Annotated in this window: 17 protein-coding genes; all 17 read right to left on the reverse strand. The window is 44.5% G+C overall.

From position 1 onward, the window contains the following. Window positions 1-50: 50 nt before the first annotated feature. Window positions 51-1,550 carry an S-layer protein gene (locus ACB033_RS05370; RefSeq protein ID WP_139725889.1) on the reverse strand — a complete coding sequence of 500 codons (1,500 nt, stop codon included), beginning with the start codon at window positions 1,548-1,550 and terminating at the stop codon, window positions 51-53. A 336-nt stretch (window positions 1,551-1,886) separates the two neighbouring features. Then, window positions 1,887-4,043: a secretin N-terminal domain-containing protein gene (locus tag ACB033_RS05375; RefSeq protein ID WP_162519923.1), complete on the reverse strand. Its 2,157-nt coding sequence runs from the start codon at window positions 4,041-4,043 to the stop codon at window positions 1,887-1,889. A 33-nt stretch (window positions 4,044-4,076) separates the two neighbouring features. Beyond that, window positions 4,077-4,532: a hypothetical protein gene (locus tag ACB033_RS05380; protein WP_139432894.1), complete on the reverse strand. Its 456-nt coding sequence runs from the start codon at window positions 4,530-4,532 to the stop codon at window positions 4,077-4,079. After that, a complete protein-coding gene (locus ACB033_RS05385; RefSeq protein ID WP_240041781.1) occupies window positions 4,529-4,993 on the reverse strand; it encodes a hypothetical protein in 465 nt (154 codons plus the stop codon). Before ACB033_RS05385 ends, ACB033_RS05380 begins: the two co-directional genes overlap by 4 nt. Window positions 4,994-5,144: 151 nt before the next feature. Continuing rightward, window positions 5,145-6,281 (reverse strand): PilN domain-containing protein, encoded by a 1,137-nt coding sequence (locus ACB033_RS05390; protein ID WP_240041782.1) that lies wholly within the window; start codon window positions 6,279-6,281, stop codon window positions 5,145-5,147. Beyond that, the gene (locus tag ACB033_RS05395) at window positions 6,274-7,122 is read right to left on the reverse strand and encodes a hypothetical protein (protein ID WP_139725890.1); all 849 of its coding nucleotides are present in this window, start codon (window positions 7,120-7,122) and stop codon (window positions 6,274-6,276) included. Before ACB033_RS05395 ends, ACB033_RS05390 begins: the two co-directional genes overlap by 8 nt. An 8-nt stretch (window positions 7,123-7,130) precedes the next feature. Next, entirely contained in the window at window positions 7,131-7,835 is a 705-nt protein-coding gene (locus ACB033_RS05400) for a type II secretion system protein J (protein WP_139432888.1), read from the reverse strand. Further along, window positions 7,825-8,223, reverse strand: a complete 399-nt coding sequence (locus ACB033_RS05405; protein ID WP_139432886.1) for a type II secretion system protein J — start codon at window positions 8,221-8,223, stop codon at window positions 7,825-7,827. Before ACB033_RS05405 ends, ACB033_RS05400 begins: the two co-directional genes overlap by 11 nt. Then, window positions 8,207-8,602, reverse strand: coding sequence for a Tfp pilus assembly protein FimT/FimU (locus ACB033_RS05410; protein ID WP_139725891.1), 396 nt, complete (start codon window positions 8,600-8,602; stop codon window positions 8,207-8,209). The genes ACB033_RS05405 and ACB033_RS05410 overlap by 17 nt, the downstream gene beginning before the upstream one ends. Further along, complete coding sequence (gspG, locus tag ACB033_RS05415) at window positions 8,602-9,012, reverse strand: type II secretion system major pseudopilin GspG (protein WP_139432882.1); 411 nt, start codon at window positions 9,010-9,012, stop codon at window positions 8,602-8,604. The genes ACB033_RS05410 and gspG overlap by 1 nt, the downstream gene beginning before the upstream one ends. Window position 9,013: 1 nt before the next feature. Next, a complete protein-coding gene (locus ACB033_RS05420; RefSeq protein WP_139432880.1) occupies window positions 9,014-10,201 on the reverse strand; it encodes a type II secretion system F family protein in 1,188 nt (395 codons plus the stop codon). After that, window positions 10,198-11,853, reverse strand: coding sequence for a GspE/PulE family protein (locus ACB033_RS05425; RefSeq protein ID WP_139432878.1), 1,656 nt, complete (start codon window positions 11,851-11,853; stop codon window positions 10,198-10,200). The genes ACB033_RS05420 and ACB033_RS05425 overlap by 4 nt, the downstream gene beginning before the upstream one ends. 29 nt (window positions 11,854-11,882) lie before the next feature. Beyond that, entirely contained in the window at window positions 11,883-12,662 is a 780-nt protein-coding gene (locus ACB033_RS05430) for an ABC transporter permease (RefSeq protein ID WP_240041783.1), read from the reverse strand. A 5-nt stretch (window positions 12,663-12,667) separates the two neighbouring features. Further along, window positions 12,668-13,216 carry a dTDP-4-dehydrorhamnose 3,5-epimerase gene (gene rfbC / locus ACB033_RS05435; protein ID WP_139432874.1) on the reverse strand — a complete coding sequence of 183 codons (549 nt, stop codon included), beginning with the start codon at window positions 13,214-13,216 and terminating at the stop codon, window positions 12,668-12,670. A gap of 59 nt (window positions 13,217-13,275) precedes the next feature. Continuing rightward, window positions 13,276-14,154, reverse strand: coding sequence for a glucose-1-phosphate thymidylyltransferase RfbA (gene rfbA / locus ACB033_RS05440; RefSeq protein ID WP_005302867.1), 879 nt, complete (start codon window positions 14,152-14,154; stop codon window positions 13,276-13,278). 111 nt (window positions 14,155-14,265) lie between these two features. After that, window positions 14,266-15,153 carry a dTDP-4-dehydrorhamnose reductase gene (gene rfbD, locus ACB033_RS05445; RefSeq protein WP_139725892.1) on the reverse strand — a complete coding sequence of 296 codons (888 nt, stop codon included), beginning with the start codon at window positions 15,151-15,153 and terminating at the stop codon, window positions 14,266-14,268. Next, a complete protein-coding gene (gene rfbB / locus ACB033_RS05450; RefSeq protein WP_139725893.1) occupies window positions 15,153-16,238 on the reverse strand; it encodes a dTDP-glucose 4,6-dehydratase in 1,086 nt (361 codons plus the stop codon). Before rfbB ends, rfbD begins: the two co-directional genes overlap by 1 nt. Between the last annotated feature and the right edge of the window lie 703 nt (window positions 16,239-16,941).

The raw sequence follows: 16,941 nt of genomic DNA on the forward strand, positions 1-16,941 counted from the left end.
TATCGTATATAAAAAAGGGCGCCGAAGCGCCCTTAATACCATGGCATCGATTACAGAGTGAAATCGACCAGAGTACCAGTACCACGGGTGCCGTTCTGGATATCCACGCCTTCTGCGTTGGATTTCTTCACTGCAACTTCACCTTGGTTGGTCTCAACTTCGAACAGGAAGCGAGCCTGACGGCCTGCAGTGATAGCAGCGCCGACATCAGCAGCGACATCAGCAGGCTTCAGAGTAACAGCACCGCCGCTCGGCAGAGTTACAGATAGCGGCTTGCGAGTAACCAGTACAGTACCCTCACCGCGGCCGTTGGCATCGTGAGCTGCATATTCAGTGATAGTTACGAAGATCTTACCGCCTTCAGCCGGCAGGATCTTGGATACATCACGGATGTGAATGGTGTTGGAAGAAGTGGTACCAGTGGTGATGGTGTCGAACTTCATGCCGTCACGGGTAATGATGAACAGGTCAGCCAGCTCATCCTTGAAGTAGTTATAAGTAGCTTGGCTATCACCCTGGATTTCAGCCTTAACACTGAAGTTAACAGCCGGAACCGGAACAGTGTTGTCTGCGGCAACGTAGAGGGTACCCAGAGCATTCAGGGCATCAGCTACACCACCAGCAAGGTTACCAGCACCCAGAACTGCAGTAGCAGACTGGCCATCAGCAGCAGCCTTCCAACCAGTGTTGACGCCAGCCTTGGTCAGCATGTTACCGTTTGCATCTTTCTTGAATGCGGTTACATCACCGGTGAGGGTCAGGTTAACCTTATCACGCTGAATGGTTTGGTTAGTGGTGACGTTGGTCAGAGCGAAGTCGGTAGCAGTAATATCGGCATCACCGATGTTCAGCTTCAGGAAGCCCTCAGAAACCAGAGCAGTGGCCTTACCAGCATCAGTCAGAGACAGCTCGAACAGCTTACCCAGTTTGAACAACGGCTTGGTTGCTACCGGATCAGCGGTGTAGGAAGCGTTCAGCAGAGCACCGGCAGTCAGAGCTACGGTACCTTGTGAGCCAGACACCAGCTTGAACGCTTGGTTAGCCAGGCTCAGCTTCATCAGGACTTCGGCACCCGCAACGGCAGTAGCTTCAACGTCAGGGGCCAGAGCCAGACGCAGACGCTTGCCGTTGTTGTCGATGGTGTGATCAACAGTCAGCTGGGTGCCATCAGAAGTGGTCTTAAAGAATTTCTGAATATCGGCAACGGCGCTGCTGTTGGCAGCAATGCCATCCGGGCTTACTTCCAAGCCAGGGAACGGAGCGGCCAAGGCGCCATTGGACAGCCACTGACGGATTTCAGCATCGTTGAACTGACCGTCACCTTGGATTTCCATAACAATGAAGCCATTGTTTTTCAGATCACCGAGCTCACTGAAGTTCAGAGTCAGGTTTTGCTGGGCTGTAGAGAAATCCAGAACCGGCTGCTTGGTAACAGAAGCCAGAGAAGTGGTGACGAAAGTGTTGTCGTTCGGGGTGATTACGACATCAGCGAACGCCGGAGCGGTAACGCCAACCATAATGGCCGCTGCAATCAGAGTCTTCTTAAACATAAGTTTTCCTTAAGGATCCTTATTGGATATTTATTCAATAGGGCTGAGCCTATCCGTTGATCAACCTTCGATGCACTGTGAGCACCGAGCACAGACCGACAGTTTCCCGCAAAACAAAGTTAACTGTTGCAGTCCGTGTCCTGTGAGATACAACAGTTTCACTGCGCTCCGAAGTGCGCCTGCATATTCTTAGCCATAGGCTCATGTGTGTCAATTACTAATCTGTGACAAAGATCGCCTTTTGTAGCTTGCATGACACTCATGTACAAAAAGGCACCAGAACCGAACAAAAAACAATCACACCTCAATATCAAATAGCTATATTTGACATATTTATTAATCTTGCCCGTCAGCTGATCGGTACCGTTTGGGCATAGGATCCCACCCGCTGAGTGTACGGAATTGATCTGTATAAAAATCAGCCTCTTCCTTGGAGGTAATAACAAATGGCGTAATAAGAAGCACCAGTTCCGTTTTTTCATGCTTCTTTGTCTGATATTTAAACAAGTTGCCCAGAACAGGTATGTCGCCTAGCAAGGGAACCTTCTCCTCATTGTCGGTTTTATTCTGACTAAGCAAGCCACCTAGGTAGACGGTCTTACCACTATCAGCTAACAACTTGCTCTGTACTGCTCGACGGTTGATCGGTGGCGTATCCCCTCCACCAGCCGATACAGAACTGATCTCTTGTGCAATTGTCATCTCGATCAGGCCGTCGTCGTTGATCGAGGGCGTGATCTCAAGTGACAAGCCAGTATCTATATACTTGTAGCTAGTCGTCACCTGCGGATCACCACTGCCTCCACTGCCGTTTGAAATCTCGCCAGTTTTTACGACAATTTGATCACCAATCTTGATGCTTGCAGTTTCCTGATCAAGAACAACAAGACGCGGGCTAGAAAGAACTTTTGCATTCCCTTCGCTCAATGCCGCCGAAAATTTGGCCGTGACATCACCAAATACACCGTTGAGATTAAGATTTCCCGTCTTACCAATCAGCCCTGTAGTGCCACCGGTAATATCACCTTTAGTAATATTCCACTCAAAACCGAGAGAGCTATCGTTAGTGACTTTCACCTCGGCAATCACCGCCTGGAGCAAGACTTGACGAGGGCGCTGATCCACAAACTGTAACAACTCGACCAATCTCTGGTAATCACTATAACGACCGCTAAAGATAAGAGCGTTACGCTTCGCATCCACAACAACCCGATACTGATCAGTCATCACACTCATCGTCTGCGAATTCGTCTTTTTCGGGGCAAGCGAACCACGGTTTCCCGGCTCACTATTCAAGCTACGATCAGAAGCTCTTGCTGTACCCGTATCATTCTGCCGCTCACGGACTTGCTCTGCAGCAGCCAGTAGATCTTCACCCTGTTGCTTCTGTGAAACAGAGGCATCGCCGTTGCCAAAAATAGATGATACAACGGCCCAGGTATCAGCAACCTTCGTATTTTTTAAAAAGTAAGCGTAAACCCCATCACTGCCACCGGTTGGACGTGGCTTATCAAGTCTCCGCACCCAGTCACGCGTATAATCTAGCCATGCTTGTGTGCTTGCCGTAACTAATAAAGTGTTATTAGACATTGGCACCAAGACTACACCATTAACGCCCTTATTTAAGCTGACAGGAACACTCGCCGCATCGAGTGCTTTAACTAGATCTGTTGTAAGTTCCTCCAGTGTGAGAAATGAAGGTTGCACTACAGACAAATGTGATGCGACACGGTTAGGAATATCTACTTCAGTAAGGATCTTATGCAGTTGATTTATTTCATCTCGTTTGGCAATGACCATTAATGCATTAAGATTGTTCTGCATTAATACGGTTCCACTGCTCTCTTTCACCATTCGTTCGGCCAAGGTGGTTGCCTGCCCTAATGGAAGATAGAAGATAGGTATAATTTCCACCACTTTACCATAACGCAATGCTGGCTGAACAGTGCCGGACACAATGGTCGGAATAGCGTTAGCTGTTTTTTCAGCTGGAATCACTTTCACCACACCATCTTCCAGCGCTAATGCTACGCCATTAACTTGCAATACTTCTTCAACTAAACCTAACAGACGACGCGCATCAACAGGCTTGGCAACCCTCAGAGTCACTGGCTCAGTTTTACTTTGCAATGATTGGTCGACAATATAGTTTAACTCTAGCACTTCACCAAGAGCCAAATTAATAAAATTATTAATTGGCATTTTATCCGCACTTAAGCTTAAGAGCTCTGTTGGCAAAACCAACTTGGCCGCACCGACCGAATCACGATCTTGTGAGCGAAGCAGAGGAGCAGAGCGGACACTCTGCGTGATATTCTGTGCCGGACTCAATTGTTTGTTGATTTTTTTCTCTGCCAAAATAGTGGTTGGCACCACACTACCGTTTTGACTTTCAATAACAGGTTGTACTCCTACTGTCGGAGTAGCTGCGCAGCCAGCTAACACTGCACTACAGACCAGCGTAAGAGAAAAACGACGAGCAATTGTGCTCATTATAATATGACCTCTTTGAAAATATTGTTAGCCTTATTGAGGCTGTACAGGAATGGGGAAAATCTCAAATACTTTAATCTTGCTATCTTTCTCTATTTCAACCTGTCGCTTAAATATATTAATGACTTTACCTACACCGGCTAACTGCTCCCCAGTTTTCACCGCTATCAGCGTCTTTCCCTGAAAGACTGCCACACGTTCTTGACCGCGCATACTAATCGCAACTAGCCGTAGTTCAAGCGCTTGATTCTTACTATCATCAGGTCCAGTATCATCTGATACAGGAGCCTCTACTCTTTCACGAGTTACAGTAAAAGGATTGCCGATATACTTCACTGGTGCAGCTATAGGCACAACGTTTTCTATTGCTTTGTCCTGCATGGAACTATCAGTATCAGATGGAGTGAATACTATCCAGTTGTAGCCCCCATTAACAATAGTCAATATTGATAAAATAATTATAGACTTTACACTTATCCATGATGTCACGATCGATTTCCTTCACGACTCTGAAAGCGAAGTTCATTAGGAGGAAGCTGCCGATATGAGACCAGTGATGTTGTCATCTCGGCTTTCTGATCATTTTTTATAGTAATTGTTATTTTCTCAGGGAGAATTATTTTATTTAATGAAGACAAATTATATATAAAATCAACAACGTTCTGTGAGCCACCACTGAACGACCACTGACTACTAATTTTTTCACCCACCCATGGACGTACTGTTGGCTCTTGAAAACGGCGACTGCCAAATACAAGTGAATTCTCTTTATATGCAATTTCAATAAGGCCAACTTGCTCCGCAACACCACGGTTGTAGTTTTTACTATCAAGGAGACCACCGAGAAGTTGATTATACTGCTCATTGATAGCTTTATTTTGGTACTCTAAAGTATCTCGACTGTTTTTTATTCGCTCAAGACGCTCAATTTTCTTCATATCAGCAAACATGTTTTCTCTTATCCGAGCACGATAGTCTAAATATGGCTCATAGAATAATGAGAATAAGATTATACTAACAATAATTAGAGACACCCACTGCACTAATGGGCTATTAAAATCATTTAGGAATGACTCTCTGTTCACTTCTCTAAAATAAAATTTAAAGTTCATTCATTTTTACCAAAATAATTTCAGCTTTGAAAACCTGAGCCCCATCTCTCCGAACAGTAACATCACCGAGCAACCGGACTTGAGAGACCATCGGCTGTGCGCCCAAAACATCGAGTAATTGGACACTATCCTTAACACTACCCTGAATGATCGCTCGCCCCCCCTCATAGCTAAAGTCCGTTAAGAGTACATCACTGGGTAACTTTTTTATTAACATTTCTAAAAGCTGTACTACAGTTTGCTGCATCCTCTTTGTTTCAGCGAGATGGCGAAGAATACTGCTTTTATAAACGATATCAGCTCTGACTTTTACTAGGTCATTAGTTGAGCTGTTTAGATTAACTAACTCATTTTCAAGCATATTAGACTTCATATGCAGAACAGCAAGATCAGATGCCATAAAAATCAGGCTGGCACAAAAAAAAACTGCAAACTGTTTTTTATAATCCCAGGGGGCACCAACATCAAAATAACCAGCGCATTTTCCTGCTGATAACACGCCAGGGGCTGGAGCTTTTATTTTATATCTATCCAGTAATTTACCCGAAAACTCTATATAATCATGCGTGGCAAAGATATCTATATCTTGCGTTGATAGAGAATGAAACCAGCGCTCATAGAGCGGGTTGTCAAGCGGATAAAACTCTTGAATTTCCCCATGGCGAGAAACCAAACAACCGAAAAGATTATTATTTTCTTGATAGCAGAGAAGGCCTTGCTTTTTTCTTATAGAAAAAATACCACAATGATATGCAAGGGAGGGTATAACATGAGTCACAGGACAAGGAAAGTGAACCTCTTCTTTATTCCAAAACCATAGCGCAATTCGCCATTTATCATTGCGATGATAAACTAAGTAATAGTGACCACTATGCGTCCATTCTACTAATGAAGCCAGCTCATTCTGAATACATTGTTCAAGTGCTGAGCGACTGACTAGACTTACTTCATATTCCAAATATTTAAATAGACAATGACTTTGTGGTATAAGACCAACCACCTTGTGAAACTGCCTACTTTGGATATAGGTAGAACTCAATAAAATATCAGAACTGTTAGTAGCCACAGCGTCAACAACAGTTACGGAGAAAAACGACGACAGCTTATTTTTAAAGTAATTAATCATTTTTTATGACAAATCGCTCATTATCAGGGAAGAGCCAGAGACTACGCCTGGGTGGGAACCTACTAGTGGTTCTAATTTGATATTCTCCACGAGACCGATATCCATTATACTCAAAATATATATAATATCTTGAACTTTGTGTTAACTCAAGACCTTCATTACTTAAACCATTTTTAGATATAATCTCGGACAATAACCGCCATTGCCGCTTACGCTTATAATACTTAACTTTATCTATTTGAGCAGGACTAAAACCAAATATATCACGAGATAAAAGACCATCAGGAATAGATGCATAATTAACCCATGATGACCCTAGGAGGGCAGTATAGTCTCTCAAGCCATCACTATACTCACCATTGTATACTGTAGGCGAGATCCCCTCGATCAGCATTAGTTCATCAAGTGAACGAAATAATGCGCCTCTTCCATAGTTACTGTGACGATCTTGCCATTTGAATATGAGTTCTGAGACAGCTCGAGGATCGCTAACTTGATAGCTACTCAACAGCTTACTCATCTTGTCATGATCATAAAAACGCAGACTTAGAACACCAGCCTGATCTTGTACTCTGACGGTGACGTCATTACTTAGCTTAAGAGGCTCACCATCGACAGGAATATATACATTGCCTAGTGAGAAACCTCCGGGTTCTTGCTCTCCGACAAGCATAGATAAAAATAATCTGTGTTCTGCATCATTAATTTTCAATCGTGCAGCCCAACGGCTTTTTTCATATGCCTGCTCTGTTAACAACGTATCGGTGCGGATGACAATCATCAGACTAATACTGATTAATATTGTCATTACAATCAGCGTCATTGGCAGCACCATGCCCATGCTACGCTTCATTTTTTGAAAATCTCATCATCAATATGACTGCTTGATGTGTATCGGGTAACCGGAAAAAACCAATCAATCCTCTTTTCATTCGCTAAGACCATACTAATATTGACAAGTAGTGGCATGGCCATCTCTTTATTACTATCAAAGAAATCGAGCCATACCGGCTCACTTCTATAATACTTTTCTTCACTCATAGGTATTGACTCTCCCTCGCTAGGTTCGCGGATGGGAGCAAGATATCTGATATAATAGGTTTTAATATTACTTAATAATGCTATTGTTTCCTTATCCCTATCAAAATATTGATTTCCATAAAATGGATCCGCATTTTTTTTTTCTGCATAGTTGAGAGTAAAGCCATTTCTATAACTGGAGAACCAAAGAGTGACGGTTGCATAATTACCAGGACCCGATAGGATCGGAGAGCCTGTTAATAAATAAAGACTTTGATCATTACCTCTAAAGAAAGGACTTGCTTCACCATAACTAAGTGGAAACAGTGTTGCGTTGCTATCATTAAACATCATTGATAGCCAGTTAAATCTAGACTGCAACATGCCACTCATTTCAACTTTTTTTTCTAAACGAGACCAAGCAAGACGCCCTTGATCAAGGCCGGATAGAACGATAGATATTGAGAAGGAAAAAATCACTATGGTCACAAGCAACTCAACCAACGTGAAACCATTTATTTTTTTATTTTTCATGCCAACCAATTAATTCAAATGAAAATGCGCGATGACTATCTTTATATAGACTGTAGTTAACCGTTATCTTATACATCTGTAAATCATAGCCAGGTTGGGCTACGTCTTCTGAACGAATCGGAAAAACACCACTTATTGGTTCAGCATTCCACTCATAATGATGATCACCAATCTCTCCCACACCTGATTGCACTTTTAGCGGATTTATATCTTGCAATGAATTAAATACATTTTCTTCAAAAGATATTCTTTCTTGGACTTTGTCGACTCGCGATATTCTGAAAGAGCTTTCACCCACAAATCGAAAGACTAAAGCACTTACTGTCGCCATAATAGTTAATGCGATCAGCACTTCAATCAAAGTAAAACCATTATTTTCTTTTCTCATAAGACAAAGTTAATTGACAGTCCAGATTGGTAAACGATAATCGCCAAATATTATTTGACTCAGTTTTTACAAGAACCTCCCCCCCTGAACAAACTCTGTCAGGTCGAAAGATCACAGGAGTACCACTAACGATTTCTATCTTATGCTTTCCTGATATTTCCTTCGTCTCTTTCTGCTCGGGAGAAAAGATAAAGTAACGTCCATCCTTCCTATTTTCCAACATGTTTTTTTTTATATCAGCCAAATATCTTTCAATGTGATTTCTTTCAGTGTATCTGATAAATTGGCCCCATAGATTTGGGGCCACAACAGCAGTTAATAGTGCAGAGAGTGAGACCACGATTAACAACTCAATCATGGTAAATCCTTTTACGTACATTAGAATCTGCCTATGTCTTTATCTTCACCCTCACCACCTTTACGGTTATCCTTACCAAGAGTATATAGTGCATATTCACCAGTGTTTTTTAACTCATAATGATATGGACGACCCCACGGATCATTCGGAAGTTCTTTTGCCAAGTAAGGACCATCCCAGCTAACGCTACCTTCCGGAGCCCGGAACAACGCACCTAGACCTTGCTCTGTCGTTGGATAGTCACCGTTGTCTAGTCTATAAGTGTTCAGTGCAGACACAAGCAGTTCGATCTGAGCTTCAGCAACTTTGGTTTTTGATGAACCAACTTTTTGGAATAATCTTGGTCCCACCAAACCAGCCAATAGTGAAATTAAAACCAATACAACTAATAACTCAATGAGAGTAAAACCACGCATCTTATTCAACTTCATTTTACCACCCTATATCATTCACAGAGATAATACCAGAAATAAGTATGACCATAATTGAACCAACGATTGTACCCATAATTACTATTACCAATGGTTCCAGAATTGAGAGTATTTGCCTTATCCCTTTCGAAAGTCGTCTCTCATATAAAGCATTAATTTCTTTAAAGCAGATTGGCAATGAAGCACCAATTTCACCAGTTTTAATCAGTCGAATGACAACGAGCGGGAAAACATTATAAGTTGCTAATGCATCAGCTAATCGCTCACCTTCTTTAACTCTCTGGATAACTCTTTGGATATCTCTCCGCCCCTTTTCTCCGGACATTGCATTTGCAGATAATTCAACCGCATCAACCAGCTCAACGCCTGACTCTAACAGTTTCTGCATGCTACCACTGAATTGCACTATAACCCAAGCCCTGAAAAGGGTAGAGAAAAAAGGTAATTTTAACAGTAATGAAAGCAGCTTTTCGTACAATGTCCCATATTTAACTCCATATATAAGAGCGGATATCACCAAGCCAATTGACAAAAATATCAAAATTATATTATTGTTAATGAAGTCTGATACCGAGATTAGCTGCACTAAGCTACTACCTGCAGCAGCCGCTTCATCTGTAACCATGGACTTGAAATTTGGAATAACATACAAAAATAGGAAAAATACAACAGAAAAGCATACTACCAACAAAAATACTGGATATGTTAAGGCTGTTTTCACCTCAGAAACTATTTTTTCTTCTCGCTCGACTCGTTCAGCAATGCTAATGAGGGACTCATGGATACTGCCATTTTCCTCACCCAACCTCAGCATGGGCGACACATAGTAAGGAAAAATATCGGGCAAGCTCGCGACAGAGTCAGACAGAGATGAACCAGATGATATATCCGACTTCATTCTTTTCAGAGCTGCTGTAAGATGGCTATCTGACGTGGTTTCTATTAATGACGTAAGACATTCATCCAGTTGCATACCGCTCTGCCTGAGAGTAGCCAGCTCCCGAAGGGTCGTCATTAGAGTTTCTCGTGATATCTTTGCCTTAACAACTCCCCGATATTTCTCGAGTAAAATAACACTATATCCACGTAACGTCAGTATCTTGTTAGCATTTTCTTCATTTTCAGCTTGAATCCATCCATTTAATAGCTGACCATTAGAGGTTCTTACTATATATTTAAAGTAGTTCATCCCACTACTCTCATAACTTCTTCAAGAGATGTTTCACCATAGGCAGCACGTAAAATGGCGTCTTCTTTCAGTGTTCTCATTCCTTGGTCATTAGCAACCATATTTAATGATGATGAATTAATGTCACAGTCATAGCTATTATTCCACCGCATTAGCTCAAAAATTGCTATACGCCCTTTATAACCTGTATAGTTGCATTTTTCACAACCGAAAGGAGACTTAAATTCTACGTGTTTAGGCAACAAATGTGCCCATTTATCCGAAAATGCACTCCAATCAACCCCTACCTTTTCTGCAGGTAATGGGTATGGAACCGAGCATTCAGGACATAGCTTACGAAGTAATCGCTGAGCCATAACCCCCACAATGGTTGATTTAATTAGATAATCAGGAATGCCAATATCTTTGAGACGAATAAAACTGCTAGGGGCATCATTTGTGTGCAATGTTGAATAAACAAAATGTCCTGTCAGGGCAGACTGTATTGCTATTTGTGCTGTTTCTTTATCGCGCATTTCACCAATGAGCATAACATCGGGATCTTGCCTTAAAGCAGACCTAAGCACAGTCGCGAAATCTAGTCCTATTTCACTATTCACTTGAATCTGTGTCAGCCCAGACATTTGATATTCAACAGGATCTTCAACAGTGATTATTTTCTTATCATCATCATTGATTTGCTCCAACAAGGTATACAACGAGGTTGTTTTACCACTTCCTGTTGGGCCGGTGATCAAGAAAATACCGTTTCTTTGATTTATTATTTCACTGATTATAGAAAGTTGATCTGGAAACATGTTAAGTTCACGTTTCTCAGAGGACTTACTCCCACTTAATAAGCGTAGTACCGCATTCTCACCATGCACAGTTGGCGTGGTGGCCACCCGGATATCTATGTAAACTCCTGATAGCCTAACTCGCATTCGTCCATCTTGCGGAAGCCTACGCTCAGATATATCCAAACCAGACATTAGTTTAATTCTTGATATGATCGCGGCATGCTGAGATATACCAGGTTTGTCAGTTGTTTTTAAAACGCCATCTATCCTAAAACGAACAATAAAAGTATCTTTGTTAATTTCAAAGTGTATATCTGATGCTTTATTTTTAATCGCACTTTGAATACATTCATTAACGAATCTAACGACAGGCGCAGAAGATATATCATGCCGCTCCTGTTCACCTTTTAAATTAGTCGAGGTACTTTCTTGTATCCCAGAATGTAGCTTACGTAATTCGTAGTTAGAGACAAGAACAGGAACGACCTGAACTCCATATATTTTCTTCAGAGAAGAAGCTACAAAAGAATCCCATACATCAAGTAATGCAACGTAAAGAACTGCATTGTCAACCAACAATGGATACGCTTGGCGCTGTCGCCACCATTCTGAGTGAAAAAATGAATCAACTAACTCTGTTTGTATATTATCTATCTGGCCAATAGTTTCATCAATAAAAACATCCAGTGTATATAGGCCAAGTTGCTCAGCAAGCGCACTGATCACCTCTGCTTCCGAGCAAAATCCATGAGATATGCATATCTCACCAAACCTTACGTTTTCAGATGAGTGCTCTAACTGTATTTTTAGAATTTCATCAACATTATCACTTGTTATATATCCTTTAGATACTAGGAGCTCTCCAATTTTCATTTTTACCACCTGATAAATACTATATATGATTATAGAGCATCACTAAAACTTAGTTTTAATTTACTAAAGATCTTTGATGAGATAAACAATCCAATTAGTGACACGATAAAAAGGTAAAATACCCGTTTAAGTGACAACTCCCCACCATATATTATCTCTCTCAATGCATCAGCTATAATACTAATCGGGTTCAAATATAGGAATTTGGCAAGTGATGCTGGGGCAGTTTTAATTGAGAAGAATACAGTACTAGTAAAAAGCAATACTAAACTTGCAGCCGGAATTATCTGTTGTATGTCCCTTACAAAGACAGAGACAGATGAAACAACATATGAAATTGCTAGAAGTGTTGTCATATATACCATTATAATTAATGGTATATATATGAAACTAGAAAATGATGATATGTATCCCATATATAAAGAGTAAACTATTGACAATAGAATACCAATGACAAAATTGACCGTTGAAGAGAGCACTACTGACAGAGGTAACACTTCTATGGGGAAAACGACTTTCTTAACAATCTGGGCATTGCTTCTTATTATCGTAGCAGCATTAGCCATCACTTCAGATATATAAACATGCGTAACAATACCAATGAAGAGCATTAACGCGTAGTCTGCATATTCACTATCACCAACCGCCCATCTGGCTTTAAACACATGTAAGAAAACAGTCGAATATACCAACAGCATAAACAATGGATTAATTACATTCCAAACTGCACCAAATATAGTTCCTCTATACTTAGCACTTATATCTCTTTTAACTAAAGACCATGTAATATATATACTTTGTTTATTCACAATATTTACCATGCCCTAATTATATCTTTCAGACATTGTGCTGAAAGATCTTTCTTTGACAGTAATGGTTTACCTTCTATAGGCCATACTATTTCAATGTCTGAATCATTCCACATTAATGACCTTTCATTCTCTGGAAAATAGTACTCAGTTGTCTTGTATAAGAACTCTGCGTTTTCTGTTAGAGTATAAAAACCATGTGCAAACCCTTCCGGGATCCACAACTGTCGTTTGTTTTGTGCACTGAGGTTGACGCCTACCCATTGCCCAAAGGTCGGCGAGCCTTTTCGGATATCCACCGCGACATCAAACACTTCACCAACGACACAACGCACCAATTTCCCTTGTGCATGCGGAGCCAGCTGATAATGGAGCCCACGTAGTACACCCTGACTCGAGCGTGAATGGTTATCCTGGACAAACTCAATCGCTCGCCCCACCGCTTCTTCAAAGATTCTTTGATTAAAACTTTCGAAGAAGAAACCTCTGTCATCACCAAACACGCGTGGCTCAAAGATGAGCACGTCAGGAATAGAGGTTTTAATTACATTCATTGGATTACCCACACCTTGTGATGCTAGAGAGGAAAAAACTGAGCCTACTTATGAATACATTAAGCTCTGGCGATGAGCTTCAGCAGATACTGGCCATAGGCATTCTTCGCAAGTGGCGCCGCCAGACTTTTCACTTGTTCTACGTCAATGAACTTCTTTCGATAGGCAATCTCTTCCGGGCAGGCCACTTTCAGCCCCTGACGGGTCTCGATGGTCTGAATAAAGTTACTCGCTTCAATCAGACTTTCATGGGTGCCGGTATCCAGCCAGGCATAACCACGGCCCATCATGGCCACCGACAGATTACCTTGTTCCAGGTAGATACGGTTCACATCGGTAATTTCCAGCTCACCACGCGGCGACGGCTTCAGGCTCTTGGCGATTTCCACCACGCTGTTGTCGTAAAAATAGAGGCCGGTCACTGCATAGTTGCTCTTGGGCTCCAACGGCTTCTCTTCCAGTGAAATAGCGGTACCTTGCTTATCAAATTCCACCACCCCATAACGCTCCGGGTCGTGCACATGGTAGGCAAAGACGGTCGCACCGCTCTCTTTGGCCGCTGCCGCCTCCAACTGTTTCTGCAGGTCGTGGCCGTAGAAGATGTTGTCCCCCAGCACCAGCGCACAGGGGTCTGAACCGATAAACTCTTCCCCCAGAATAAAGGCTTGTGCCAAACCGTCCGGGCTCGGCTGTACCTTGTATTGCAGGTTCAGGCCCCACTGGCTGCCATCACCCAGCAATTGTTCGAAACGGGGGGTGTCTTGCGGCGTGCTGATGATCAAAATATCGCGAATACCGGCCAGCATCAGGGTGCTTAACGGATAGTAGATCATCGGTTTGTCATAAATGGGCAGTAGTTGCTTGCTCACTGCCATGGTGACTGGATAGAGACGGGTGCCGGAGCCACCGGCCAGAATAATGCCTTTACGTTTGGTCATAATGCTTGGTTCTTATTTTTAAATTTCAAAAGAGAGGGTGGCTTGACACCACTCCTTTCTGTTTTATCCCTACCAGCCATGGACGCGTTCAACACATCCCTGGCCAGTGATTTATTTGCCCAGGATCTCGGTCAACATCCGCTCCACGCCGACGGTCCAGTCCGGCAGCACCAGATCGAAGGTGCGCTGGAATTTGCTGGTATCCAGGCGGGAGTTATGAGGGCGTTTGGCCGGGGTCGGGAAGACGCTGGTCGGCACGGCATTGAGTTGCGTGACCGCCAGTTCAACACCGGCCTCTCTGGCGTTGGCAAACACCAGCTGGGCGTAGTCAAACCAGGTGGTGGTGCCGGAGGCAATCAGATGATACAGCCCGGCGACCTCGGGTTTGCGCTGCGCCACGCGGAGTGCATGGGCGGTGCAATCGGCCAGCAACTCGGCACCGGTCGGGGCGCCAAACTGGTCATTGATGACCGACATTTCGCTGCGCTCCTTGCCAAAACGCAACATGGTCTTGGCAAAATTGGCGCCGCGGGCAGCGTAGACCCAGCTGGTACGGAAGATCAGGTGGCGCGAGCACAGGGCCGCAGCCTGCTCACCCGCCAGCTTGGTCTCGCCGTAGACGTTGAGCGGTGCGGTCGCATCGGTTTCCAGCCAGGGGCGCTCACCAGTGCCATCGAACACATAGTCCGTGGAGTAGTGTACCAACCAGGCCCCCAATGCCTCCGCTTCTTTGGCGATAGCGGCCACGCTGGTGGCGTTGAGCAGCTCGGCAAACTCCCGCTCGCTCTCCGCCTTGTCGACTGCCGTGTGGGCAGCCGCGTTCACAACGACATCGGGTTTGACCAAGCGCACCGTTTCAGCCACACCGGCCGGATTGCTGAAGTCGCCACAATAGTCGGTCGAGTCAAAATCGACGGCAGTGACCCGGCCCAATGGGGCGAGCGAGCGTTGCAGTTCCCAGCCAACCTGACCATTCTTGCCAAACAGCAGAATATGCATCAGGCACGCTCCCCGTAGTTTTGCTCGATCCAGGATTGATAGGACCCGCTCTTGACGTTGTTGACCCACTGCTGGTTATCCAGATACCACTGCACTGTCTTGCGGATACCTGATTCAAAGGTCTCTTGCGGTTGCCAGGCGAGCTCGGTGCTCATCTTGCTGGCATCAATGGCATAGCGGCGGTCGTGACCGGGGCGGTCGGCGACGTAGGTGATCTGATCGCGATAAGAGCCAGCCTTGGGCACCATCTCGTCAAGCAGATCACACACTGTATGCACCACCTCCAGATTCTGTTTCTCGTTATGACCGCCAATGTTGTAGGTCTCCCCGATCAAGCCCGTGGTCACCACCTTGTAGAGCGCGCGGGCATGATCTTCCACATAGAGCCAGTCACGGATCTGGTCGCCCTTGCCATAGACAGGCAGCGGCTTGCCATCCAGCGCATTGAGGATGACCAGCGGGATCAGCTTCTCGGGGAAGTGGAACGGGCCGTAGTTGTTGGAACAGTTGGTGACGATGGTCGGTAGGCCGTAAGTACGGCGCCAGGCGCGCACCAGATGGTCACTGGAGGCCTTGGAGGCAGAATAGGGGCTGCTGGGGGCATAGGGGGTGATTTCGGTAAAGAGCGGCAGTACCACACCGGGGGCGACTTCATCCGGATGGGGCAGGTCGCCATATACCTCGTCGGTGGAGATGTGGTGGAAGCGGAAGGCCGCCTTGCGTACCTCGTCCAGACCGTTCCAGTAGGCGCGAGCCGCCTCCAGCAGCATGTAGGTGCCGACAATATTGGTCTCGATGAAGTCGGCAGGGCCTGTGATGGAGCGATCGACGTGGCTCTCGGCCGCCAGGTGCATCACGGCGTCCGGTTGATGCTGGGCAAACACCCGATCCAGTTCGGCGCGGTTGCAGATATCCACCTGCTCAAAGGCATAACGTTCACTGTTTGCGACACTGGCCAAGGATTCCAGGTTGCCCGCATAGGTGAGTTTATCGAGGTTGATAACTGAATCGTTGGTATCCCGAATGATATGACGAACAACCGCCGAGCCGATAAAGCCTGCGCCACCAGTGACAAGAATCTTCATAGTTATGCTCTTGAAAAGTAATAGAAATTCGGTTCTTTTTGAACCAGTTACCATTGTTCATAGTGGTGAAAATGCTCGCTCAAATGGCGGATTTCTGACACCAACCACGAAAAAGACAATAGCTACCGCCCCTGGGTTACAGCCCCCAGATTGCTGCTTTTGACCGGATTGTGTGTGCTGTTGGCCATAGCGCCCTCCAGCTTGGGAAAATTCTGTCACCGCTCCCTGATGACAAAAGTGCGATTTCTCTTGCACATTGAACATGCCAGTTTACAAAAAAACCGCCGTCAATCGTTGCCATGCCCCAAGGGCAAAGTCCGGATTTTAGCGCCTTTCCTGGCCGCTTGAACAGCCATAACAACCCTTCCTGAAGTAAGCGATTTACGCCCTCTCCCGTAGCGGTTCTCTGCTCTTCCAGCAGAAGGAGATGATCTGCCAACCACCAACAAAGCCTCCTTTGAGGCCAAAAAGGTCGTTACCAGCCGGATTCAAAAGTAAAAATAGTGACAAGCGACGCATTAGTACGGAGCGCGCTCACAAGACCGCCACTTTTTGCCAATCCGGATGGAGACACGTAACACTTTCTTACAATTGCCCCCCGCCGCACACGTAAAAATTCAGCTCTTCCACCAGAGTCTGATACCGATCACAACTCTGTCTGCACGACGTATTATGTCACTTGAGCTTCATATGTATATGTTTT

Origin of the sequence: Aeromonas sp. S15(2024) (genome assembly GCF_041402265.1) — a bacterium.
Classification (GTDB): domain Bacteria; phylum Pseudomonadota; class Gammaproteobacteria; order Enterobacterales; family Aeromonadaceae; genus Aeromonas; species Aeromonas dhakensis.

Bases quoted from the DNA above. Each gene is read 5' to 3' on its own strand.
- ACB033_RS05370 (WP_139725889.1), bottom strand. From the start codon at position 1,550: ATGTTTAAGAAGACTCTGATTGCAGCGGCCATTATGGTTGGCGTTACC.
- ACB033_RS05375 (WP_162519923.1), bottom strand. From the start codon at position 4,043: ATGAGCACAATTGCTCGTCGTTTTTCTCTTACGCTGGTCTGTAGTGCA.
- ACB033_RS05385 (WP_240041781.1), bottom strand. From the start codon at position 4,993: ATGTTTGCTGATATGAAGAAAATTGAGCGTCTTGAGCGAATAAAAAAC.
- ACB033_RS05390 (WP_240041782.1), bottom strand. From the start codon at position 6,281: ATGATTAATTACTTTAAAAATAAGCTGTCGTCGTTTTTCTCCGTAACT.
- ACB033_RS05395 (WP_139725890.1), bottom strand. From the start codon at position 7,122: ATGGGCATGGTGCTGCCAATGACGCTGATTGTAATGACAATATTAATC.
- ACB033_RS05400 (WP_139432888.1), bottom strand. From the start codon at position 7,835: ATGAAAAATAAAAAAATAAATGGTTTCACGTTGGTTGAGTTGCTTGTG.
- ACB033_RS05405 (WP_139432886.1), bottom strand. From the start codon at position 8,223: ATGAGAAAAGAAAATAATGGTTTTACTTTGATTGAAGTGCTGATCGCA.
- ACB033_RS05410 (WP_139725891.1), bottom strand. From the start codon at position 8,602: ATGTACGTAAAAGGATTTACCATGATTGAGTTGTTAATCGTGGTCTCA.
- gspG (WP_139432882.1), bottom strand. From the start codon at position 9,012: ATGAAGTTGAATAAGATGCGTGGTTTTACTCTCATTGAGTTATTAGTT.
- ACB033_RS05420 (WP_139432880.1), bottom strand. From the start codon at position 10,201: ATGAACTACTTTAAATATATAGTAAGAACCTCTAATGGTCAGCTATTA.
- ACB033_RS05425 (WP_139432878.1), bottom strand. From the start codon at position 11,853: ATGAAAATTGGAGAGCTCCTAGTATCTAAAGGATATATAACAAGTGAT.
- rfbC (WP_139432874.1), bottom strand. From the start codon at position 13,216: ATGAATGTAATTAAAACCTCTATTCCTGACGTGCTCATCTTTGAGCCA.
- rfbA (WP_005302867.1), bottom strand. From the start codon at position 14,154: ATGACCAAACGTAAAGGCATTATTCTGGCCGGTGGCTCCGGCACCCGT.
- rfbD (WP_139725892.1), bottom strand. From the start codon at position 15,153: ATGCATATTCTGCTGTTTGGCAAGAATGGTCAGGTTGGCTGGGAACTG.
- rfbB (WP_139725893.1), bottom strand. From the start codon at position 16,238: ATGAAGATTCTTGTCACTGGTGGCGCAGGCTTTATCGGCTCGGCGGTT.